Here is a 22,646-nt window from a genome sequence, read left to right as displayed (position 1 = left end):
CTCCTTGATATAGATCTAGCTAAGACTCATTGCCACTCGAAACTTCGTGATAAACAGGTTACATTAATGAGTATAGATTGGGATATTAGAGTGTAAGTATCTAAACTTAACTCGTCCTGTACAGCAAAGGAAAAGCAATGAGTGTAAAGCGCATTAGTCAGTTTTTTAATCCAACCTCCGTAGCCGTTATTGGTGCTTCAAACAATCAAACCCGTGCTGGGTTTGTTGTAATGCGAAATTTATTACAAGGTGGCTTTAAAGGGCCGATAATGCCCGTTAGCCCGTCACACTCTGCAGTGCATGGTGTGCTTGCTTATCCATCCATAACTGACTTACCAAAAATACCTGACCTTGCGGTTATTTGTACCAACAAGAACACTTTAATAAATATTATTAATGAGTTAGGTGAGCTAGGATGTAAAAATGCCATTGTTATTGCTGCGGGCTTAAATAAAGAACAAAAAGAGTCTCTGCAACAAGCGGCACTTACCGCTGGCGTTTCTTTACTTGGCCCTAATTGCCTCGGTTTGCTTATTCCTCACTTGGGGCTTAACGCGAGTTTCTCACACACAGTAGCAAGCCCAGGTAAACTGGCGTTTATTTCTCAATCAGCCGCTGTATGCTCAACTATTTTAGATTGGGCTAAGCATAAAGAAATTGGATTTTCATATTTTGTATCCGTAGGTGACTGCCTTGATATTGATTTTGCAGAGCTGCTGGATTTTTTAGGACGGGACGCCAAAACCAAAGCTATTTTACTTTATATTGATAACATTGAGAATATCCGCAGCTTTATTTCCGCTGCGCGGGCTGCGGCATTTAGCAAACCCGTTATAGCGATTAAAACGGGAAAAACAGCCGCAGGTGCACTCGCGGCTGAAATACACACCGGCGGACAACAAAGTTCTGATGCCGTGTATGATGCACTATTTCAACGTGCCGGCATGTTAAGAGTTAATGATTTAACCGAGTTATTTGCAGCAACACAAACTCTCGCCATGCACCCTAAATTATTAAAAGTTGAACAGCTGACCATTTTAACTAATGGCGGCGGCCCTGGTGTAATGGCTGTTGATAGCCTATTACAAAGCTCAGGAAAGCTCACACAACTGAGCGAGGAGACACGCGCCGCGCTTAATAAAGTCATTCCACAATCAGATATGACTTCAAATCCAGTTGATATTTTTGGTGACTCAGCCCCCGCACGCTATCAACAAGCATTAGAAATATTACTACACGCTAAAGAAGTGAAAAACCTATTAATCATTCATACACCATCGGCACTGGCACCCAGTGAAGACTATGCGCATATCATTGCGCAGACTCTTAACAAACTCCCGCCAATGGCTCGCCCTTATGTGATCACCAACTTTATGGGTGAAGATGCTGCTTATGCTGCTAGGCGTTTATGTAGTAACAATAGCATTCCAACCTATCGTACCCCAGAGGGCGCTGTCAGAGCCTTTATGCATTTAGTGAGCTATCGTCGTAACCAAAAGCATTTAACGCAAACGCCTGAGTCAAATACGGACGATGCGAAAATAAATAAGCAAGCAGCTAAAGAAACCGTCAATGAGTTTTTAGAAGAGCAGCAAAGCTATTTATCAACTCATCAGGCAAGTCAAATATTGACTCATTATGGCGTTGAATGTATTCAAACTGAAGTGGCTTACACCCCCACAGAAGCCAAAGAGCAAGCAATTGAATTAGGTTTTCCTGTCGCCCTTAAATTAATTAGTCCAAGCATTCCCTCTAAATCAGAAGTCGGTGGTGTGGTGCTGAATTTAAATGATGCTCAAGAGGTAGAGCAAACCGCATTTGCGATGTTATTAAGAATACGAAACACCTACCCCGATGCAATTATTGAAGGTTTCTCGTTACAAAAAATGGCACCGAGAGCTGGCGCGAATGAACTGCGAATTGCCGTAAAAACTGAACCTAACTTTGGTCCTGTTATACTTCTTGGTGAAGCAGGCACAGGCTTAGAATTTGCTCAAGCAGCGGTCGCCCTGCCACCATTAAATATGAACTTAGCAAAATATTTAATTGCTGCGGCACATGATAAAGGTGTGCTTAAAGATCGCATTCTGCCAGAGAAGGTTGACAAATATCGCTTATGCGCACTTTTAACGCGTATTTCTCAGTTAGTTATTGATCAACCTGACATCACTTCTGTTGAGTTAAACCCTATTTTAGCCAGTAACGGGCAATTTTTAGTCCTTGATGCAACCATGACCTTGAATCGTTATAAAATACAGTCGCACCGTAAACGACTCTCTATCCGCCCTTACCCTATTGAACTAGTTGAACATGTCACATTAAAAAATGGTAGCACCGCCATATTACGACCTATCAAACCTGAAGATGAGCAAGCCCATCAGGCATTTGATCAATCATTGAGTAAAGAAGATCGTTATAAACGCTTTTTTGGAGAACTGCCACAATTTAATCATGACCAACTCGCTAAAATGACGCAGATTGATTATGACCGTGAAATGGCCTTTATCGTCACTCAAGAGCAATCGGGCGAACACCTTACTTTAGGTGTATCTCGTGTTTTAATGGATCCTGATAAAGTTCATGCTGAGTTTGCTATTGTAGTGCGATCTAATTGCCAAGGACTCGGATTAGGAGGAATGCTTATGCGTGCTGCGATTGGTTATTGCCAAAGCCAAGGGGTGCAATTTATTGAAGGGATCACGCTGCCTGAAAATACCGGCATGATCGAGCTTGCTCGTAAACTTGGTTTTAAGATAACCCGTGATTTTGAAGAAGGCAGTATAAACATGGTACTGACACTATAAGGCGCTTTAGTTGAAAGTAACGACTTGGAGACACTGGCCAAATATCGACTTAGATGCTGACTTACTCGCTGAGTCAGTTATTGCCTATCAAGATATTCATGATCATTGCTTTATTAAACTAAGCTGTAATAGTAATAGTGTATGCAGTGCATTTGGCATTAAACGACACTTTCAACACAACCCTTTGGGGTCAGTTGAAAAAAACAGCTATGTTTATAATTTATCAGCTTTATTAAATGATGAAAAAAGCCCTAAAAAATTAAACGATTGCCCGCAGTTACTCATAAATATTGAAGCACACAAACGTGTTAGCGAACACCCTAGCAGTATCAATAAAGCATGTTTTGCAACGGTTTACTCTCCGCTTTATCACTTAAATTCAATGTTGGGGGGAGCATTAACAGCAGCCCAATTAGAGCACACATCTTATAAAAAAATGTTATCTTTATTAACTGATATTACAGCGCAATATATTGACGCTTTACTGTTAATCAAAAATGTTAGAATTTACTACTGCAGCTTTCATGCGAGCGCTGCATTTTGCAATTATGAGCAATTTAAAACTCTCGTAGCCCCATATGATGAACAATGTATAACGCAATTAACCCACCAGCACCACCTTATTCATTATCATTGCAGTGCACCTATTTATTTTGATTTCCTTGATAGTAAGAAGTTCTCATTACTATCAATTGATGATTGTGATGATGTTATAGCTATAAAGGCTTTACTGACTCGCTTTCCTGATATTACATTTGTAGGGCTATTGGATAAATTATTATTACCTCGCCCACTTAAAGCAAAAGAAATTGAACGAATTTTTTCATCTTGCAGCCGCCATTTGGATTTTAATAGAGTCATTATCGCCCCAAGCTGCACTCTACCTTTAAGCATTAAAAACAATACATTATTAAAAACATGTTCTATTGTAAAAGGACTGTGAATTAAGTTTATGCCTACGGAAGATAAACAATTGAGTACTATACATGCCGAGTTAATAAAGGCCGTTGAGTTATACCAACAAAACCAATATCAATTAGCGCGGGGGCAGTTTGAGTATGTACTGAGCCAAGATAACTCATGTTTGATTGCACATCGTTATTTGGCCGAAATCGCACTGATAGAAGGCACAGCAAAAAATCACATAGAATCATTGATAGCTTCCTTAGCGGCACACCCAACATCAAGCGAGATTAGCCATACGCTAGGCATGTGCTACCAACAAGCACGCGAGCTGCCCCAAGCAGTTGAGCAATATCGCCATGCACTAGAGGTGCTGTTAAACACGCCACCTAATCATAGTTATAAACCAAAACCAAACGTTGAATTCGATACCGAAATACATGAAAGCTTACTATGGCAAACCCTTGCTCTTTTTCGTCAAGCAAATATTAAATCCTTTGCCACCGCCGGTAGCCTACTAGGCATAATACGCGAAGGCGCAATCCTGCCTTTTGATAAAGACATTGATATTGGGGTTGATTGGGGGCAAATGGAGCAAGCCATTACACTTTTAAAAAGCCAAGGTTGGCATGAGCATATGCGATCCTATGATTTAATTAACCCTCGCTGCTTTGCCCACCCCGATGGGGTGACCATGGATCTTTGTGGCTTTGGCGTTGATACCGTCAGTCAGCGTACTATTTGCGGGCTTTGGATGAGTGATATTCCCTTTGAGTGGAATAGAATTACAGAGTATCCAACTATAAATTTAGTCGAAAAAATAACTCCCCATGGCAATGTATGGCATCTAGCCCAACCTGAACTAACGCTAAATGCACTTTATGGAGATTGGCAAACACCCGACCCACTTTTTGATACAATTTTATGTGCAAAAAACATTCGATCATTTTCGTTATTAACCCAGTGCTTTGTGTATTCAAGACTTTATAAATTATGCCTAATGAGCGAATGGGGAAAATTAGAGCACACATTAAACCAACTTTCTTTTTTTGATAAACACGACATATTAATAAATAAACTCACCGATAAAGCCAAAAGTATGCAGACATGACCCTAAACTCAGAAAATAAAAGTAACTATAATACACGCTGCTTAGCCCTGGGTGTGTTTGACTTATTTCATATTGGTCATTTAAATTACTTAAAGTTTGCTAAAGCTCAAGGCAGTGAACTATTTGTTGCTGTTGCGCCAGATGACTTGTGCTTTGAAAATAAAAAAACATTTCCCATCATCAGCCAGCATGAAAGAATGTCCATAGTAAGCGCATTGGCGATCGTGGATCATGTGGCCTTAGTACCAAGTCCAATTATAAAGACCCAGAGCGCTTGTAGGTGGATAAAAGCATGGGGAATTAATAAAGTAGTTGTTGGTGGGCAATGGCAAAACAGTGAGCGCTGGAATGAAGCTGCGAATGCATTACAAGCGCATAATATTGACGTTATGTTTGCACCACAAACCCCTGATATTTCGAGTACTGATATTAAGCAAAAAATAATCACATACTGCTCAGAGGTTTTATAATGTGTATACCCAAACCACCTCAAGATGCGAGGTTCTGTTGGAATTAAAAGGGGCTGCCATTATTACAACGTATCATTATTACAACGTATAGTCGTATATTTTTTGCATATAATAACTAAAACTGAAACAACAATATTTTTGAACACACGGATTTAATTTGAATAATTTACGTAAACGCACAGCTCTATTTTTCGAAGGCAACGGTGAATACCGTAAAGTGGGTCATTACATTGATGTATTTCTAATATCATTGATCATGATAAATGTGGTTGCGATTGTGCTTGAGTCTGTAATCAGTCTAGCGCAGCAATATAAACATGAGTTTTTATTACTAGAACTGATCTCTGTGAGTATTTTTAGCATTGAGTATTTATTAAGAGTGTGGTCGTGTGTTGAGCGTATCGAATACACGAGTATGAAATGCAGTAATTTAAAGCGCCGTATTAAATATGTATTTTCACCATTGGCATTAATTGATCTTATAGCGATTCTACCCACCTTATTAATGTTTTTTATTACTTTCGATTTACGCTTCTTGCGGGTATTTAGACTATTACGTGTTTTTAAGCTCACTCGTTACTCAAGAGCAATGCAGCTGCTTTTACAATCATTTCGTGATGAAAGCAGCTCACTTATGGCTGCATTTTTTATTATGGCGGTGGTGCTTATTTTAGCTTCATGTGGGATTTACTTAATTGAACATGATATTCAACCTGATAAATTTGGCTCTATTCCCGCTGCTATGTGGTGGGCAATGGCTACTCTGACAACCGTTGGCTATGGCGATGTGGTGCCCGTTACTCCACTAGGGCGTTTTTTTGGTGGTCTAATCACATTGCTAAGCATGGGCATGGTAGCAATACCTACTGGCTTATTAGCGTCAAGCTTTTCTGAACAACTACGAAAACGTAGGATCATGTTTAGCGATGCAGTACATGAGCGCCTACATGACGGTCAAATTGATGACGACCAAGCAGAGTACCTAGAAAATCTACGCTGTAAATTAGGTTTAAGTAAACAAGAAGCAAATAAAGCAATTAAAGTTCAACTTAGCTCTCGCTCAAAACACTTATACTGTCGCCATTGTGGTGAGCGCCAAGATTAAAGTACGTTATTTTAACCCAGTAGCGCTCGCCAATCATGCTCTAATAACATCGCAACTTCATCGCCAGGGACTGGCTTGCTAAATAAATAACCTTGGAATAAATTACATCCCAGCTGTCGTAAAAAAGCTAATTGCTCTGGTGTTTCAACCCCTTCAGCAACACATTCTTTTCCTAAACTTTTAGCCAGTGCAAGCGTTGACTCTATGATTGCTTCGTCATCACTATCCACCCCTATATCATTAACAAAGCTACGATCGATTTTTAGTACATCAATTGGAAAGCGCTTTAAATAAGTTAATGAGGCATAGCCAGTACCAAAGTCATCCATATATAACTTACAGCCTAACTGCTTAAGCTTAAGCATGCTTTCTTGTGCATACGATGAATCATGCATTAACACAGATTCAGTGATCTCAAATACAACGGATTGAGGTTGTACACCTGCGGTGATCAAGGCTTGACGAATTTCGCTCACCAAGTTTTTATACTCAAAATCCAACGCAGATAAATTAATAGATATATATAGCTGCGGTGAAATTCGTCGCCATTGCTTTAGTTCAATTAAAGCCCGCGCAAGAGTTTGTAACATAATTTTAGTGATTAACCCTATCCCTTCAGCGGCTAAAGCAAACTCTTGAGTCTTATATTCATCATTCTCAGGCCAACGAAGCAATACTTCAAATCCCTCAACCTGCTGGGTATGTGCATTTACAATAGCTTGGTAGTGATTACAAAATTCATGTTCTTGATATGCTTTGGTCAACTGAGACTCTAAATGTAAGGCTTTTTGAACATGAACATTCATTTCTTGCTTGTAGAATTGGTAACATCCTTCTACGCTTTTTTTAGCGTGGTAAAGAGCGATGTCAGCCGCTTTAATTAAGCTTTTATCACTGCTGGCATCATCTGGGTAAATAGCAACTCCAATACTAAGGCTAACATTAAGTGCTTGTTCGTTGGCGACAATATTTTCACTCACGCACTGCATCAGTTTAGCGCAAACTAACAATACCTCTTCTACTTGATTGATATCTTCAACTAGCAGCATAAATTCATCACCACTAAAGCGTGCAATACTGTCTTGAGGACGTATTGTGGCTTTTAATCGTAAGGCTACTGATTTTATAATTTCATCGGCTACGCCATGCCCTAATGAGTCATTAAAGTACTTAAAACGTTTAATATTTATATTTAGTAATGCAACTTTGCAATCATGAGATTTAGCCTGTTCAAGCGCATGCTCAACACGGTCGTTAAATAATGTGCGATTAGGCAAACCTGTTAAAGCATCATAATTAGCCAACAAAAACAATTCATTTTCAGCTAATTTCTGCGCATTAATATCTGTCAAAATAATTACATAGCTTTCTAAACGCTGATCACTTCCTGCAACAGCGCTTATTTTTATGAGTACTTGGCGTGCTTCACCACTTGCTAAATATACTGTTTCTTCTGCAGAATAATGCTCACCAACCAATTGTTTTTTCATGATACGTAAGTAATTCACGCGCACAGTTCGTGCTAGCCCTAAGTTAAGCGAACGACTAGAACGGTACTCTGACGGAAAGTTAAATGCATTTTGCAGTGCTTTATTCGTTGCTAAAATTCGTAAGTTTTTATCTAAAATAAACACCCAATCTCGTGTTTGCTCAAATGCAGCACCAAATAGTCGCGCGTGCTCCTCAAAAACTAATTCGCGTGTCATATTTGTATAAGTGCCCGCAACCTTTATTGGTGTACTGCCTTGCCAAGCAACGACTTTGCCAAAATCTTTATACCAACGCCAATCGCCATTTTTGTGGCGTAAACGGTAAGTGCAATTAAAATAGCCTTTATCCGTAGAAAGAAATTCTAGCCACTCTAACCGAAATGTTTGTTTATCCTGCGGATGTATTTTTGCTAAATAATCGTCTAAATTAACAGCGTCCATATCATAATCGAGTTCATTTTTAAGCCGTGGTTGATAGATAATAGGGCTCGTAGACTGCCAATCCCAAACACCAGAATGACTTCCCTCCAACGCTAGTTTTAAGCGCGCTTCACTCTCTTGGCTTTCTCTATGTGCAGCAAGTAATAATTGTTGTATACGATTACGGCGCATATTCCAAGCACCGGCTAAAGCAAACAAAATTATCGCGTAAAAAACCATAAAGTGAGGCGCTCGCCACAGTGGATACTTCACAATAATATCTAATACTGCGGGCGTAGTATAATCTCCAGTTAAAGGGTCTTTAGCCCAGATTTTTAGTTGATACTCACCAGGATTAAGTTTTGGAAAAAGTACACGATTATTATTTCGTGTATATGATTTTTGACCATCAGAAAGCTGATACTCATAAACAATACGCTCTTGGTAATTAAACGCCATGGCTGAAAAAGCGACTTCAAGACCGATATCATCATGATTTAAAATAACCTGATTAATTGGCTGTTTTAGATCTTCAGATAGCTCTCGCGACATTAGATCGATATTAGTAATATTGACCTTATCAATTAGCCCATGCTGTGGATAATTTTCATTCGGGTAGAAGTAAGTAAAGCCTTTTAATGTTCCATAAACAATTTCACCGCTTTTTAGACGTGTAAATGCACCACTGTTAAATTCAGTTGAAACGAGTCCTTCTGATGTTGTGAACTGCTGAAAATGTTGATTCTGTGGATTCAATCGCCAAATACCTTTGTGGCTACTCATCCAAATCATTCCCGCCTCATCCAACACCATGTCATAGAGCAAGGTACCTAATTTATTTTTATCAAGATCTATCGTATAAAGCAGCTTATAGTTACTGGCATCTAATCCAATAAGGCCGTAATTTGAAAATGAAATCCACAATATATTATTGTTATCAACAATATATGACATCACATTGATAGCAACATTTTCATGCTGTTTTGGCACTGAGTAAATTTTTGATAACGCAAAGGTTTGCGGGTCAACGTGGTATAAAATACCTGCATTATAAAATAAAGGCGCGTCTGGCTTTGTTGGTAATGGTGGTAAAAATCCATAAACTAAGAAAGGTTCAAAACTATTAAAATCACCTTCTAATGGCGTAATAATCTGACTATCTAAATTGAAGGTAAACATACCATGATCTGAGTGCACGTAAAAAAGATCACCATTGGGCATTAGTGTTGTTCCGTGAACCCAACCATCAATTAAATGTTGTTTACTAGGTTGCGCACTTTTTGCTGGTGTTACTTCATATGTTTTTGGGTCAAAGCTAAATACCCCTCGATTACTGTGTAGCCACAACTTACCTTTATAAGGCATAACCTTGTAGATGCTAAACTCTGTTGTAAACAAATCAACCTGATAGTCCTTCAAAAACACCTGCCCTTGCAAGGTTTCTAAATCGACCGCAGTTAAACCATTATTAGTTGCTAACCATACTTTATTTTCAAACTCAGCAACTCCCCAAATAGAGGGGTGTGATAAGCCATCTCCTTTCAAAATATTGCTGTTAACATTCTTAAAATGGTAATGATCTGATGGCAAATAAAATGCACCATCACTTTTTGTTGCCACCCACATAGCACCATTACTATCTTTAACTATATCGATAATACTTGCGTCAGAAAGTGAGTAATCGCTATCATTTATTCTCTTGCTTTTAAATAACTCACCGCTCGCTAAGTCATACTTAAATAAGCCTTTGTCTGTACCTAGCTCTACTGATGAATTCTCATTAATAATTTTCCATATATTTAAATCAGCCAGTAGTGTTTTATTTTTAAAAGGGATATCCGGACGTTCAAACATGGTTGGTAAATCACTAATATCTACTTCATATAGACCGCGAACAGCCCCAACCAATAAACGGCCACTCTCGCCTAACGCAAAGGACTTAACATAGTTTTGATATACATGATCGGGGTCACCGCTTAGGTGCTCTAGTGGGCGGTATTCACCACTTGGAATATGATACACATACGCACCAATACTCGTGGCGATAAAAATATAATCTTGGTAATGGAGTAACTCTCGGATGACAGTGCTACGAGTGCGCTCTGGTAGTTCAAAAATCGTTTCTATTTGTCCACTCGCAATATCTAACCTAGCAAAATCCCACCCTCGCCCCATCCACAGTGATTTATCATCAACCGCAATCATGCTAAAAACAGATTGACTAAGTATCTCTTGTGCAGTGATGGGTTTTGATAAAAACTGTTGATAACTGTCGGTACTCGGATCATAGCGAAACAAACCAGCTAGAATGGATGAAATCCAAATATAACCATTTGAATCTTGATAAATACTATCAATGACAGCTTCATCCAATTCCCCATTAGGACCTGCAATGTGCAGTACTTGATAACCATCATAACGATTGAGCCCACCTTCGGTTGCCAGCCAAAGGTATCCATTGTTATCAATCAACATGTTACTGACGTAACTTTGTGATAGCCCTTCACTTGGTGATAATCGTTTTACTTGTGCAACAGCTAAGTGACTAATAGCGATATTGATGGCTAAGAAAAAAAAAGTCATAACCTTAAACCATTTGCTCATTCATAACCCCAAGTTTTATTTTAAATAATTACTCGACCTAATGCTCATTGCTACTATTTTTCGTTGCTGGTAAAAACAAAATAGTGTCGCTAAAGGCTCTGGTAATGTTAACACAAAGTTAAACCCAATTGACCGATAAAAATCAATTAAACTTTGGTATGCAAATGTATAAACTTCTTGCTGTTGACTTTTTATGACCTGGCTAAGTAACTGTCTTGCAATCCCTTTACCACGCCAAGATGGTGTAACTAATAAGGTAGATAAAAATAAGTGATCACCGCGATTTTGAATTCTACATGCTGCGATTATGTCAAAGTCTGCATAGGCAACCCACACAGCATCTTGTTTGTTTGCTCGTCCTCGCGCGCCATTTGAATCATAAAATTTATTTACTAAAGGCGTTTTTACAGGATCTAAACATTCAAACCTAAATGCCATGGTTAACTCAGCATAACTGCTAAATATTGCTCAAATTGTTGCTTAAGAAACACTTGGTCAGCAACAGGGCGGCTATGTATGGTGTTATATATTTGTTCGCGAGTGCTTTTTCCACGTTTTATTTGATACGCCCAAAACGATGCTTCATAGTCTAATTGAATTTGATATTTTTGCTCTCTAGGGAGTAAACATAAGTTAAATGACATCAATTACCCGTTATTATTACAAACCATATAAGTGAGCTTAGTATATCAAATAATAATTTAAAACGAGCAAAAAGTAGTAGCTAACCTTGCTCTTTGAGGGATTTAAACGTAAATTAGTGGCGTTTTTTCGTCCTCACCTGGAGACATGTTGATTAAATATATCTTGCAGATTTTCATATTCATTCTATTACTTTCCCCTTGCCGTAGTATGGCTGAAACTAAATATATGACTTTCAATCGACCCGCCGATACACAGCAAGCACGCTATGTTATTGAGTTAATGACGATGGCATATAAAGAGCTTGGCTACGAACTGCATATTATAGACTTCAACCATCAGAGCTCGCTTGCAGCTGCAAATAACGGTACGCTCGATGGCCAACTAGGTCGAGTTGCAAGTATCAATAAAAAATATAAAAACTTACGATTAGTCAATGTCCCATTATTTGAATTTGATTTGATTTTATTGAAAAATTGTCAACAATGTAACTTTGAGCAAATAGCTAATATCGCGATTCAATCTGGTTACCCTGCAGCGCAAAACTACCTTGACCAACACCCATATATTGGCGATGTTATACGTGTAAAAAGTGTCACTGCGCAGCTTAACTTACTTACCCAAAAGAAAGTTCAAGGGGCTATTTTACTCGATTTCCTATTAGATACTGCCCACCCAAGTTTTGATGCAAATCAGTTCCACAAAGAAGTATTAATCCCAATTAAAAGCTTTCATTTTTTACATTCACGTCATCAAGCATTAATTCCAAAATTAGAAACCCAATTAAATAAACTAAATAAAAATGGCACAGTGCACTTGCTAAAAAATAAGTACAACCTTAATTAAAAATCAAAATCAGTTTGCTGATTAGGTATTATCGAATCATTCGTCATTGGCACTTTTTGCTGATAACGTTTATATCGCTGCTGGCAGAGGCTTATCACTTTTCTCTTCTGCGCATTCGTGAATGTATTCCATGTAAACCGTTCATCCCGGCTACGATAACACCCTTTGCAATAGCCTCGGTTATTCACCTCGCATATACCTTTACAAGGACTTGGAATATCAAATATTTCAATTTGTTGCATGGTTAACAGTTAATAAAAAACACTAAATTAAGTATAGCCCGTTTTTTAAACGAAAAAAAAGCCGTCTACTAAAAACGGCTTTAATCTATCTAAACGACTTGATAGAGACTTAATTTATTTATAACTTTCGCTACTGTTTAACTCAGCTTTACGTTCAAAAGGCTTTGCGTACATTGCCAACACTAATGACTTTAATTCTTCAGGAACTAACGCCATACGCTGCTCAAACTCTGCGGCATCTTTTTTATCTATAACGGCTTGTTTACACCCACCAGCAATATAATTTCCTGGGTGTAAAAAGAATGAATCAATGATTTGCTCATCGATTGTCTTTGCTAGCTGCTCAGGTGAGTCGCAACCATCTTCAACCGGCTGTCCAAATGCTAGATGCACATGCCCTTTGGCCGCACTAAACCCTTCAACGATACTCGCTATGTCTTCACCTGCTGATTTGGTGTATTTACCATGATGTAGCTTATGATAAAGCTCTTTAGCCTTGGCTATTGCGCACGGCTCATATTGGTAAGAGATAGACACAGGTACAATTTTTAATTCGCGAATATATTCAGAGAATTCTTTTTTCTGCTTCCGCCCCTGTAATTGCAACATTTTCAGCAATGCAGGGTCTGTTTGATCAAATCCATCTTTTGCACGCCCTTCTTTTTGTGCAATCCAAATTGAATTACCACCGATTAATGAATCATAAATATAAGCAGAAAGGTGTGACAAAGCACGAAACATCTCTTTTGGAGCTTTAATAGAACGCTTTACAATAAAACTCTTATTTAAGCGCATTAGCTCTGTAATATAAGGGATTTGCAGTAGGTTATCGCCAATAGCAATACGCACTGTTTTCATCTTATAGCTAAATAACCCCCAATTAACTAACGCTGGGTCCAATACAATATCGCGATGATTTGAAATAAATAAATAAGCTTGTTTTGGATCTAGTTTATCAAGTCCAGAAAATGTTACCTCTGACGTTGTCCGCTTAACTAACATTGCTAAATATCTAGATACTTCTTGTTGAACTTCCTCAACAGTGGATATAGCGCCCCACTTTTTACGTAATTGACGCCTAACAAGCGCACGAGAAACAATCGAGAATGTAGATAAAAATCGCGGCAGATTATATTTAGCTAACACATCAACAAACGCATTATCATCAATTAAGCGTGCCACTGATGCGGCCACTTCATCATCATTGTAGGGTCTTATATCGGCGTACTTATCCACGAACTCACTCATTTGTGCATCTTTAAAGTTAAAAAAACGGCACGCAATCGCGTACCGTTTATATTCTGTTGACGATTATAACTCAGGCAATTGAAAATGCGAACTAAGTCATTAATTTAGTCATCTATTGATGTTAAACAAAATCATCAAAACCCTTTAATAACAATTAGCTATGTAATGCTCTTACCAGTAGTTCCATATTTATCAATAGCAAGTTTGACTACTAAACGTACCATTAATGTCAGTAAAATGACCCCACTGAGCAAAGTTAACCAATGCGGCAATACCTGGTGCTCCTCACCTAGCAATGGCGTAACTACAAAACCAAATTCAGCAACAAGGTAATCAGTTAAAAAGCCAAACAGTAATGCAACGCCTATTACCCCTGTTAAATAGGCTGCAACCGCTCGCCTACCAAGTTCGTTTGCTACAACGCCAAGAGTAGCTATGTTTGTTGCAGGGCCCGCCAACATAAAGACCAAAACAGCCCCTGGTGCAACACCACTTAATAATAATCCAGCCGCAATAGGGGTTGAGGCAGTGGCACAAATATACATTGGAATACTAATCAATATCACCACTAGCATTGCCAAAATACCACTCCCCCACTGAGTTAAAAATGACTCAGGTACGAAAGTTTGAACCAATGCCGCAAAAAATAAACCAATCATGAGCCATTTCATTGTATCTGATAGCAACTTATTACAACTAAAGCTTACTGCTTGTTTAAACTTCTCCCATTGCGTATCAGTCACCGTGTCTGTCGTATCACAACAACTTGGTTCATTAATTTGTTTGGCTGTCTCTGTGCTTGGTGCGCAACATGTCTCACTTTCTACCTTTATTGAACCTGTACTTGATGAACAACAGCTAGGTTTTACTGTCGGTTCAGGTTGTTTCTTTGAGCAGCAACTTGGTTTCCCCGCTAAGCCCTCATCACTTTTTAGATCAATTGGTTGCTCATCCTTTGTATCTCGCCCAACTAAAACACCTGCAACGATTGCGCTACAAATTGCTGCGATTGGACGAATAACGGCCATAAATGGACCCAATAAAACGTATGATACAGATACCGAGTCAACCCCAGTTTCTGGCGTTGAGACTAAAAATGCAGTTGTTGCGCTTTTTGACGCGCCCGCACGTCTTAACCCTATGGCAGCAGGGATAACACCACATGAACATAAAGGCATTGGCGCACCAATCAGTGCGGCTTTAACCGTGGTCCAGAAACCTTCTTTCCCCAAATGCTTGTTAAGAAAGTTAACGGGTAAATAAACATTAAGCATGCCAGCGATCAGCAAACCAAGCATTAACCAAGGCGCAGATAATAAAAATAGCTGCCAAAAATTATTGAGTAAGTCCATCGATATCCTCCAAAGTAGTTAATATAGAGCAGTTATCTGCGGGCTCTTCACCGCCACAGCATTTGTCAGCTAAAACAGATAATGACTGATGAAAGCGCGTTAATTCAGCAATGCGCTCTGCAACAAGATCTCGCTTTTGTAAGGTTAAATTTTTAACTTCGTGGCATGAATGCTGCTGTTTATGAAATTTAATTTGCAGTAACTCTTTAATTTCTGACAAACTAAAACCGACATTCTTTGCGCGTAAAATAAACTTCATTTGTTTTAAGTCTGACTGGCTATAATCACGATACCCAGATTGTGTCCGCGATGTAGCCGTTAACAAAGCATGCTTTTCGTAGTACCTTAATGTATCTGTTGAGACACCTAACTGGCTTGCAAATTCGCCTATTTTCATCATCGTCTCCAATGAATTTTTATCAACTTTTACTTACTATAAACCTTAGAGCACACACTAAGGTCAAGTATTTATAATTTTTATTTTAAAGGAAAGAGTATGAATATCACTCTACTCGATAGCGATACTTTAGCAGGCACTTCACTTAAGCCTTTTCAAGAGCTTGGTAAGTTTAAAAGCTACCCTCTAACGAGCACTGAGCAAGTTATTACTCATAGCCTAGGTGCCGATGTGTTGATCACTAATAAAGTTGTACTTAATCGCGAGACGCTCGCACAACTCCCCGCAGTTAAACTTATTTGCGTTGCAGCAACTGGCACAAATAATGTCGACTTAATCGCAGCGAAAGAGCTTGGCATTGCAGTCGCCAATGTAGCTGGATATTCTACACCTAGCGTTGTTCAACACACTTTTGCATTAATTACTAACTTGCTCGGTAATACACATCGCTATATTAATGATTGCCAACAGGGGCAGTGGCAGCAAAGCCAAATGTTTTGCCGTCTTGATTATAGTTTTAACGAAATTGCGGGTAAAACATTAGCGATTATTGGTTATGGTTCATTAGGTAAAGCCGTTGCAACTGTAGCCAATGCATTTGGCGCACACGTCATTCTTGCTGAGCGTAAAAACCATCCCGTTAGGCAAGGCCGCACTGAATTTTATCAAGCAATAAAAAGCGCTGATATTATTAGCGTACATTGCCCTTTAACTGATGAAAGCCGAGATCTAATTAGCGCAGAAGAGCTAAGTATGATGAAGCCCTGTGCTATTTTAATTAATACAGCCAGAGGCGGTATTGTAAATGAAGCTGACTTAGCCCATGCACTCGCTGAGAATCAAATTGCTGCAGCTGGGGTTGATGTGTTAACGAAGGAGCCTGCCACTGACACTAACCCGCTAGCAGGTTATCAAGGCCACAACTTAATTTTAACCCCTCACATTGCATGGGCCAGTGAAGAGTCAATCATTCGCCTAGTTAAACAGATAAGCTTGAATATCAGTGCATTTAGCCAAGGTGAGAGCCGTAATAGACTGGTCTAATAGACTAATTATTAGTTATAAATACCATATACGATATGCTATTCACACATGGTATATGGTTTCAAAAAACCTAACTCACTGATTTTAAACAAGCTAAAAACTTGGCCAGCTATTTGCTAAATATTCAATAATAAATACCGTACTTAGCATCAGGGCAAATATAATGAAAAAAACACTTTTAATCGCAGCACTTACAATACCATTTTTAACTGGATGCGTTATTGCAGTATCAGATGGTGAAGCAGAAACACATTGGGCAGGCGGTGATACATCTAGCTGGGAAAAGCACCACAAATATAATCGAGAGGCTATTGCAAATATTGATTTAGATAGCAGTTATCAATCTGTTTTAAGTAAACTTAAAACGCCTAACTTCTCTGAGCTGTTAAAAAAGAATGATGATGTGTATCAGGTGTTATTTTACGCCACTCACAGCATTCACTCTGACGGTAAAATGACCAAAGATGAGTGCACTGCGCTTGTATTTAAAAATGAGAAACTCATTGGGGTGGGCGATACCATCTATAAATCACTTAACTAACATTTATACCAATCTGCGTAGATATGGGGTCTATTTAACGACAAGAAAATTGCGCTATACCTAGGCAGAAATTTTTATATCTAGGGCGTGTTGACCTTTCGTGATTAATTTTGCAGCAGTATGTTTGGTATTTAGGCAAGACAGCGCCTATGCAGTGTGGTTGTTCCCCATAAATAGGCGATAACGCAGTATAAATGCCAAACATGCGCTGCCCAAAGGGTTCTTCCTAGGGGCGATTGACTCTTTGTTGCTCGGTTTTGACTTAGCCCGCTAGGTTACAAACCTCGCGCCGCGATTAAATCGCCCCTAGATTGAACAAATTTCAATCCACAAAGGTCAACACGCCCTAGTTGTTCTAAATAAAAAATTTTTAACGACGTTATAGCGTGATTTAATTCGTTAAATTGTTCAAATATTTATGCAGATTGGTATTATCTGCCTAAACCACCTCAAGATGCGAGGGTCGTTGGAATTAAAAGCGATTTAGACAAGACATTAGTTGCAAGTAATAGTGGTTCTATTTTTAAAATCAACCCCTTATAAAAGTAACGCAGTATAAATCGCTTTTAAACTAACCCATTGGGCGGTTCACAGGCACCTGTGAAACGCTGAACTCTGCATCTTGAGGTGCCTTGGGTATATTGCGCTGGGTAGATAACAATCTACCCATGATTTTATTTTAACTAACTACAACATTGAAAGCTTTTAAAAACCTAACTCGCTCTTTTATTATTGCGTTCGAATGACACGCGCAACAATGATATCTCGACCAGCATCTTTCGCTTGATATAACCCTAAATCAGCCTCTTCTAACAGTGTATGTTCGCCATATACTTGGCCGCACTCTGTTGTCGCAACACCAATACTTATTGTTATATGATCAGCATTTAATGATGCCTTATGCGGAATATTCAATCCGTTGACTGCATCTCTTAACTTATTTGCAAACTGCAACGCTTCATTTTTTCCCATATCGGGTAAAACTGCAGCAAACTCTTCTCCCCCATAACGCGCAACAAAATCACTTACACGCTCACATTCGCCCACTAATGCATGCGCAATACGTTTCAAGCAGTCATCTCCAGCACGGTGGCCATAACAATCGTTGTAACGTTTAAAGTGATCTATATCCATAAGTAAAACTGATAATGGGGTTCCAGCTCGGCGGCTTCGTCGCCACTCCCGAGATAAGCTTTCATCCAAATAACGTCTATTGGGGATTTCCGTCAAACCATCAATGGATGCTAGCATTTCAAGTAAGTCATTTTTCTGTTTTATAAGTAATTGGTTTCTGATACGAGCTTTTACAATTGTAGGGCTAAAAGGTTTTGCAATATAATCCATAGCACCTAGTTCAAACCCTTTAGCTTCATCATCATGACTTGTATTGGCCGAAATAAAAATAACGGGGAGAGCTTGAGTTGATGGATTTTCTTTTAACTGAATTAATACCTCATAGCCACTAATACCAGGCATCACTATATCAAGTATAATTAAATCAACCGCTGTCGATTTTAAAAAAGTGAGTGCTTTTTCACCATTTTCAACCAAGAAAGTATCATGCTCACTTGCAAGTGTTTTCTCCAATACCAATCGATTTAGAGGATCATCATCAACAATAAGTATTTTAGCTCTTTTTAACATCTGCTAGTCCTTGTATCTGGATATAAGCCATGGCTTGTTTTAACTCCTGTATAAGTTGATCCTGTAATAATGGATCGGCTTCTTTCAAGGCGCGTAACTTATGCTCTAGTTGCTTAGCCAACTCTGAGAGCCTGCAAAATCCTAGGTTTCCTGATACGCCTTTAATGCTATGCACTAACCGTTCCAGTTCTCTTGGTTGATTATATGTTATTAATTTATTTAGGTGATCATTACATAATTTAGCAAACTTCCCCAGCATAACCAGTAATAAATCACTATCACCGGAGAATTGTTCCAATGCAAAAGATTCATCATAAAAATTGGGGATTTCAATTTCAAGATCATTAATTGCTTGCAATAAAGTAGGGGCTATTACGGGCTTTGTTAGGTGTTTATTCATTCCTGCAGCTAATGAACGATCTTCGTCTGCTTGTTCACAATGGGCCGTTAGCGCAAAAATCGGCAACTGCTGTTGATCATATTGCTTACGCAGCAATTGCGCTGCCTGTAAGCCATCCATTTCTGGCATTTGTATATCCATTAGAATGAGATCTGGCATTATTTTCTTGACTAACTCCAAGCCTAACAAAGCACTTGTCGCCGTAAGTACATTAATATTAGCTTGAGTTAAAACATTACTAATAATATCGATATTAAGCTGATTATCATCAATCACAAGCACTAACATCCCTTTAATATTTAGGGGGGGAGCTTGTATCGGCGCTTTTATTCCGGCATTACTAAATAATGCCACTGGTTGCATAAGACGCTGTACTAATGCACTACTTTTAATAATGTAAATAGGAATATTAGCAATAGAGGACAGTGTTATCGTTTGGCTAGTTTGAATAACGTAAAGGGATATATTATGTGTGATTATTGCAGTTTTTTGGTATTCGCAGCTCAGTAACGTTGATACGTCAACATCGCTGATTATAACTTTCTGGTAATCAGTGAGCATTACATTTTTACCTACGTCCGCGATACGGCTAAAATGTAAGTCTGTCATTGGTGCAAGCGCATTCGATAAATTCGTTTCAGCCAGATCGTAAACAACTAAGGTGTTACGCCACAGAGTTGGCACCTCTGTATCAGGAGCATTGAATGCAATGCTGAAATAAAACTCGCTCCCCACTCCTTTTGCACTTTTTAGCGCAATTTCAGAACCCATTAATGCAATTTCGTGCTTTACGATGGCTAACCCTAAGCCTACACCTTGGTGGGTACGTGTCAGAGATTCATCACCTTGGGTAAATGCGTCAAATAACCGACTTTGGTCAGCTTTACCAATACCTATTCCGGTGTCAATCACCCTAAAGCAAATACGCTGTAGTGCAGAGCCAGTCTCTCTACTTTGCAACTTGAGAGTGACGCATCCTTGCTCTGTAAATTTAACTGCATTTGTCAGCAGATTACCCAGAACTTGCTCTAAACGAATATAATCACCAATCAATTGCGCTGATATATCTGGGTCAACCTCGATCTTAAATGTCAATCCTTTTTGCTGGCATAGCCCGGTCAATAAGCTTTCGCAGCTATCAATTAATGTTACGAGATCAAACGTGACCATTTCTAGGCGGACTGAGCTATTTTCTACACGAGCAAAATCGAGCATTCGATTTAACATCGTTAATAAGCTTTGTGCTGAATTTTTTGCTTGCACTGCATATTGCTGTTGTTGGTTTGTGATCCCCTGCTGAGTGATCATGTCAATCAACCCAGTAACTGCGTTTAGAGGCGTACGTATTTCATGGCTCAAATTAGCGATAAAGCGACTTTTAGCTTCGGTTGCCCGCTCAGCATCCTGTTTGGCTTGTGTCAAAGCGCTAATATCTTGAATATGAATAACATAATAATAAGGAGCTTGCTGAGCATCCCACACTAACGACACACTGAGTTGCCACCAGCTTTGCAGCTCTTGTTGCGCAAGAGTAAGATGGTAAACCTTCTTTTTTTCACTCAATAATAATGCAAGCAGTGACTCAATTTCCTGCCATTGGCCTGCCCCAAATAAATCAGCTAAAGGCATTGCCTCCTCAGCTTGCTCAATCTTAAAAAGCTTACGGGCAGTTTTATTCAATTGTAATACGGTATGCTCAAGTGAAAGCAAAATAACACCGTTTGCAGCATATTCAATAGCGCTTCTAAACTTTGATTCAGAAGCCCTTAATGCTAATAAAGCCTGTTGCTGCGCTGTAATATCACGGCCAATACCCATGGTCCCCAATAAATGGTTTTGATCATTATAAAAAGGCGCGATTGTTAATTGAAACGTTTGCTGCGGTGTTTTTATTCGTTGTTCTGCTTTACTTCTCGTTTTTAAAACATGCTGCTCTAACTCATTAATATGATGGCTATCATCGCTGATATCACAAAGCTGCTGGCCCACCAGCTGACCTTGCTCAATGCCTATGTATTTTTCATATGCACGATTACACCCTAAAAATGAACCGTCGATATTTTTAAAGTAAATTAAGTCAGGTACGCTATTTAGCATAGTATTAAGTAATGCTAAATGGCGTTCTTTTGCTTCATAACTACGTGCCAACTCTCTCGTTTTTATTTTTACTTGAGCATCTAGTTCAGTATTTGCTAGCTGTAAGGATTCTACTAATTGCTGATTTTCATTAAGCACTCGTTTTATTCTGCTAAACCAAGGCTGCCAATTTATGGGTATACGATAATCTAAATTGTCACTATAGCGCTCATCATTTTGCTCAAGGAAAGCCATTAAATACGTCATTGGCTTAACAAAAATACGACGACTTAGCCAAAACACCACACTGAACATCATCACTAAAAAAACACTTAAAAAAACAAACTCTATAATGACCTCATAGCGAATAGGCGGCACCAACTGGTAATGAGATTCAAAATATGCGGCATAAACGGGTTGCCGTTTTTTATCTTGAAAAACAACTAAATTATCACGACTGTCCCACTCTCCTTGCATTGGTTTTACCGGTCTTGAAGATGACCAATACTGATCAAGCTCAGAGACATTTCCAATCTCATTCACAGAGCTGGCAATAACCGTATTCGCCTCAGTTAAAAATATATACTCACCGTTTTTTGATGATATTTTTCTTAACCAATCAGAAACAGCCCCCAGATCATAGATTAAAATTATATAGTCTTGACTACCTTGCTCTCGCTGCTTACCTATCGCAAAATACTTTTTATCATCAAGCTTAATAATGCGGCTTGAGGAAAGCATGTTTTCTCTAAAATCAGGACGCAAACCACCATCAAGTATCTGTGTTAATAAGATACTGCTATCGTCATCCCGACGCTTAACATACGCAAAACCTTGCTCATTTACATAAGCAACAGCCGCCAATGACTGAATTAATGACAGTGCTGTATTAAAAGCAGGCCCTAGCGCAATTACATGCTGCCATTTTGCGAGCGCATTAGGTGTTGAGGAAAATTGTTCTTGGCCTACAATCTCCCCTCCACCAGAGGGAATTTTGCGATAATAATAGTTTTCTAATTGATTAACGTCTTCTAACCACTGGCCGTCAAATTGATAAGATAAGGGTTGTTCATATTGTAAAAATAAAGTGCTGACTAAGTCTTCCGCAGCTTCCATGCGATATTCAAGTTGTGCTGCCAGTGTAATAAAGTCTGCTTCACGTTTAGCAACCGTTCGATCTAATTTAATAGAATATAAATGTAAGCAGAGTAAAAAAGCCACTAGCAGTGGCACTATAAGCGCAACGGCTAATGAGCGGTAATAGTGTTTTAATGGTAAAAAGTCCAACAGACTGCCTATTTCTTGAC

The 22,646-nt window shown here is 38.9% G+C and carries 17 protein-coding genes; 8 read left to right on the top strand and 9 right to left on the bottom strand.

The annotated features are described in order from the left end of the window. The first annotated feature begins 137 nt into the window (after positions 1-137). From ACJJVX_RS07320 to ACJJVX_RS07300, 5 genes are all read left to right on the top strand, one after another. Complete coding sequence (locus ACJJVX_RS07320; protein ID WP_064435787.1) at positions 138-2,804, top strand: bifunctional acetate--CoA ligase family protein/GNAT family N-acetyltransferase; 2,667 nt, start codon at positions 138-140, stop codon at positions 2,802-2,804. A gap of 10 nt (positions 2,805-2,814) precedes the next feature. Further along, positions 2,815-3,747, top strand: coding sequence for a uroporphyrinogen decarboxylase family protein (locus tag ACJJVX_RS07315; RefSeq protein WP_405630822.1), 933 nt, complete (start codon positions 2,815-2,817; stop codon positions 3,745-3,747). A gap of 30 nt (positions 3,748-3,777) precedes the next feature. Further along, positions 3,778-4,818: a lipopolysaccharide assembly protein LapB gene (locus tag ACJJVX_RS07310; protein ID WP_197279050.1), complete on the top strand. Its 1,041-nt coding sequence runs from the start codon at positions 3,778-3,780 to the stop codon at positions 4,816-4,818. Continuing rightward, on the top strand, positions 4,815-5,288 hold the full coding sequence (locus ACJJVX_RS07305) for an adenylyltransferase/cytidyltransferase family protein (protein WP_054203128.1): 474 nt from the start codon (positions 4,815-4,817) through the stop codon (positions 5,286-5,288). Before ACJJVX_RS07310 ends, ACJJVX_RS07305 begins: the two co-directional genes overlap by 4 nt. Positions 5,289-5,445: 157 nt before the next feature. Continuing rightward, the gene (locus ACJJVX_RS07300) at positions 5,446-6,393 is read left to right on the top strand and encodes an ion transporter (RefSeq protein WP_054203127.1); all 948 of its coding nucleotides are present in this window, start codon (positions 5,446-5,448) and stop codon (positions 6,391-6,393) included. Positions 6,394-6,404: 11 nt separating this feature from the next. Here the strand turns inward: ACJJVX_RS07300 and ACJJVX_RS07295 are convergent, their stop codons facing one another. The 3 genes from ACJJVX_RS07295 to ACJJVX_RS07285 are packed head-to-tail and all read right to left on the bottom strand — an operon-like array spanning position 6,405 to position 11,551. Next, positions 6,405-10,907 carry an EAL domain-containing protein gene (locus ACJJVX_RS07295; RefSeq protein WP_405630817.1) on the bottom strand — a complete coding sequence of 1,501 codons (4,503 nt, stop codon included), beginning with the start codon at positions 10,905-10,907 and terminating at the stop codon, positions 6,405-6,407. A gap of 15 nt (positions 10,908-10,922) precedes the next feature. Then, positions 10,923-11,345 carry a GNAT family N-acetyltransferase gene (locus ACJJVX_RS07290; protein WP_405630815.1) on the bottom strand — a complete coding sequence of 141 codons (423 nt, stop codon included), beginning with the start codon at positions 11,343-11,345 and terminating at the stop codon, positions 10,923-10,925. Positions 11,346-11,347: 2 nt separating this feature from the next. Beyond that, positions 11,348-11,551 (bottom strand): DUF3283 family protein, encoded by a 204-nt coding sequence (locus ACJJVX_RS07285; protein ID WP_054203124.1) that lies wholly within the window; start codon positions 11,549-11,551, stop codon positions 11,348-11,350. 208 nt (positions 11,552-11,759) lie between these two features. Between ACJJVX_RS07285 and ACJJVX_RS07280 the strand changes: the two genes are divergently transcribed. Then, the gene (locus ACJJVX_RS07280; protein WP_342883756.1) at positions 11,760-12,395 is read left to right on the top strand and encodes a transporter substrate-binding domain-containing protein; all 636 of its coding nucleotides are present in this window, start codon (positions 11,760-11,762) and stop codon (positions 12,393-12,395) included. Here ACJJVX_RS07280 and ACJJVX_RS07275 read toward each other — a convergent pair. The 4 genes from ACJJVX_RS07275 to zntR form a co-directional block, all read right to left on the bottom strand. Beyond that, the gene (locus ACJJVX_RS07275; protein WP_054454553.1) at positions 12,392-12,637 is read right to left on the bottom strand and encodes a DUF1289 domain-containing protein; all 246 of its coding nucleotides are present in this window, start codon (positions 12,635-12,637) and stop codon (positions 12,392-12,394) included. The two genes, ACJJVX_RS07280 and ACJJVX_RS07275, sit on opposite strands and share 4 nt — an antisense overlap. Before the next feature lie 114 nt (positions 12,638-12,751). Beyond that, positions 12,752-13,885 carry a 1-acyl-sn-glycerol-3-phosphate acyltransferase gene (locus tag ACJJVX_RS07270; RefSeq protein ID WP_405630812.1) on the bottom strand — a complete coding sequence of 378 codons (1,134 nt, stop codon included), beginning with the start codon at positions 13,883-13,885 and terminating at the stop codon, positions 12,752-12,754. 158 nt (positions 13,886-14,043) lie between these two features. Further along, complete coding sequence (locus ACJJVX_RS07265; protein ID WP_405630809.1) at positions 14,044-15,237, bottom strand: SO_0444 family Cu/Zn efflux transporter; 1,194 nt, start codon at positions 15,235-15,237, stop codon at positions 14,044-14,046. Continuing rightward, positions 15,221-15,634 carry a Zn(2+)-responsive transcriptional regulator gene (zntR, locus tag ACJJVX_RS07260; protein ID WP_170173809.1) on the bottom strand — a complete coding sequence of 138 codons (414 nt, stop codon included), beginning with the start codon at positions 15,632-15,634 and terminating at the stop codon, positions 15,221-15,223. The genes ACJJVX_RS07265 and zntR overlap by 17 nt, the downstream gene beginning before the upstream one ends. Positions 15,635-15,733: 99 nt before the next feature. Between zntR and ACJJVX_RS07255 the strand changes: the two genes are divergently transcribed. After that, positions 15,734-16,678, top strand: a complete 945-nt coding sequence (locus ACJJVX_RS07255) for a D-2-hydroxyacid dehydrogenase (RefSeq protein WP_064435792.1) — start codon at positions 15,734-15,736, stop codon at positions 16,676-16,678. A gap of 163 nt (positions 16,679-16,841) precedes the next feature. Continuing rightward, positions 16,842-17,219 carry a DUF3192 domain-containing protein gene (locus ACJJVX_RS07250; RefSeq protein WP_064435793.1) on the top strand — a complete coding sequence of 126 codons (378 nt, stop codon included), beginning with the start codon at positions 16,842-16,844 and terminating at the stop codon, positions 17,217-17,219. 729 nt (positions 17,220-17,948) lie between these two features. Here the strand turns inward: ACJJVX_RS07250 and ACJJVX_RS07245 are convergent. Both ACJJVX_RS07245 and ACJJVX_RS07240 read right to left on the bottom strand, forming a co-directional pair. Beyond that, positions 17,949-18,863: a diguanylate cyclase gene (locus ACJJVX_RS07245; RefSeq protein ID WP_405630806.1), complete on the bottom strand. Its 915-nt coding sequence runs from the start codon at positions 18,861-18,863 to the stop codon at positions 17,949-17,951. Then, positions 18,847-22,626: a response regulator gene (locus tag ACJJVX_RS07240; protein ID WP_405630804.1), complete on the bottom strand. Its 3,780-nt coding sequence runs from the start codon at positions 22,624-22,626 to the stop codon at positions 18,847-18,849. The genes ACJJVX_RS07245 and ACJJVX_RS07240 overlap by 17 nt, the downstream gene beginning before the upstream one ends. Positions 22,627-22,646 lie beyond the last annotated feature (20 nt).

The organism is Pseudoalteromonas sp. Ld20, assembly GCF_045064175.1.
In the GTDB taxonomy this organism is placed as follows: Bacteria; Pseudomonadota; Gammaproteobacteria; order Enterobacterales; family Alteromonadaceae; genus Pseudoalteromonas; species Pseudoalteromonas neustonica.
The sequence above is the reverse complement of the archived record's forward strand: the minus strand, read 5'-3'. Positions and strand labels throughout refer to the sequence as shown.

What these genes read in the sequence shown, in the direction of transcription:
- ACJJVX_RS07285 (WP_054203124.1), bottom strand. Translation starts at nt 11,551, where the DNA reads ATGTCATTTAACTTATGTTTACTCCCTAGAGAGCAAAAATATCAAATT.
- ACJJVX_RS07305 (WP_054203128.1), top strand. Translation starts at nt 4,815, where the DNA reads ATGACCCTAAACTCAGAAAATAAAAGTAACTATAATACACGCTGCTTA.
- ACJJVX_RS07250 (WP_064435793.1), top strand. Translation starts at nt 16,842, where the DNA reads ATGAAAAAAACACTTTTAATCGCAGCACTTACAATACCATTTTTAACT.
- ACJJVX_RS07290 (WP_405630815.1), bottom strand. Translation starts at nt 11,345, where the DNA reads ATGGCATTTAGGTTTGAATGTTTAGATCCTGTAAAAACGCCTTTAGTA.
- ACJJVX_RS07275 (WP_054454553.1), bottom strand. Translation starts at nt 12,637, where the DNA reads ATGCAACAAATTGAAATATTTGATATTCCAAGTCCTTGTAAAGGTATA.
- ACJJVX_RS07265 (WP_405630809.1), bottom strand. Translation starts at nt 15,237, where the DNA reads ATGGACTTACTCAATAATTTTTGGCAGCTATTTTTATTATCTGCGCCT.
- ACJJVX_RS07280 (WP_342883756.1), top strand. Translation starts at nt 11,760, where the DNA reads ATGGCTGAAACTAAATATATGACTTTCAATCGACCCGCCGATACACAG.
- zntR (WP_170173809.1), bottom strand. Translation starts at nt 15,634, where the DNA reads ATGAAAATAGGCGAATTTGCAAGCCAGTTAGGTGTCTCAACAGATACA.
- ACJJVX_RS07270 (WP_405630812.1), bottom strand. Translation starts at nt 13,885, where the DNA reads ATGAGTGAGTTCGTGGATAAGTACGCCGATATAAGACCCTACAATGAT.
- ACJJVX_RS07295 (WP_405630817.1), bottom strand. Translation starts at nt 10,907, where the DNA reads ATGAGCAAATGGTTTAAGGTTATGACTTTTTTTTTCTTAGCCATCAAT.
- ACJJVX_RS07255 (WP_064435792.1), top strand. Translation starts at nt 15,734, where the DNA reads ATGAATATCACTCTACTCGATAGCGATACTTTAGCAGGCACTTCACTT.
- ACJJVX_RS07245 (WP_405630806.1), bottom strand. Translation starts at nt 18,863, where the DNA reads ATGTTAAAAAGAGCTAAAATACTTATTGTTGATGATGATCCTCTAAAT.
- ACJJVX_RS07320 (WP_064435787.1), top strand. Translation starts at nt 138, where the DNA reads ATGAGTGTAAAGCGCATTAGTCAGTTTTTTAATCCAACCTCCGTAGCC.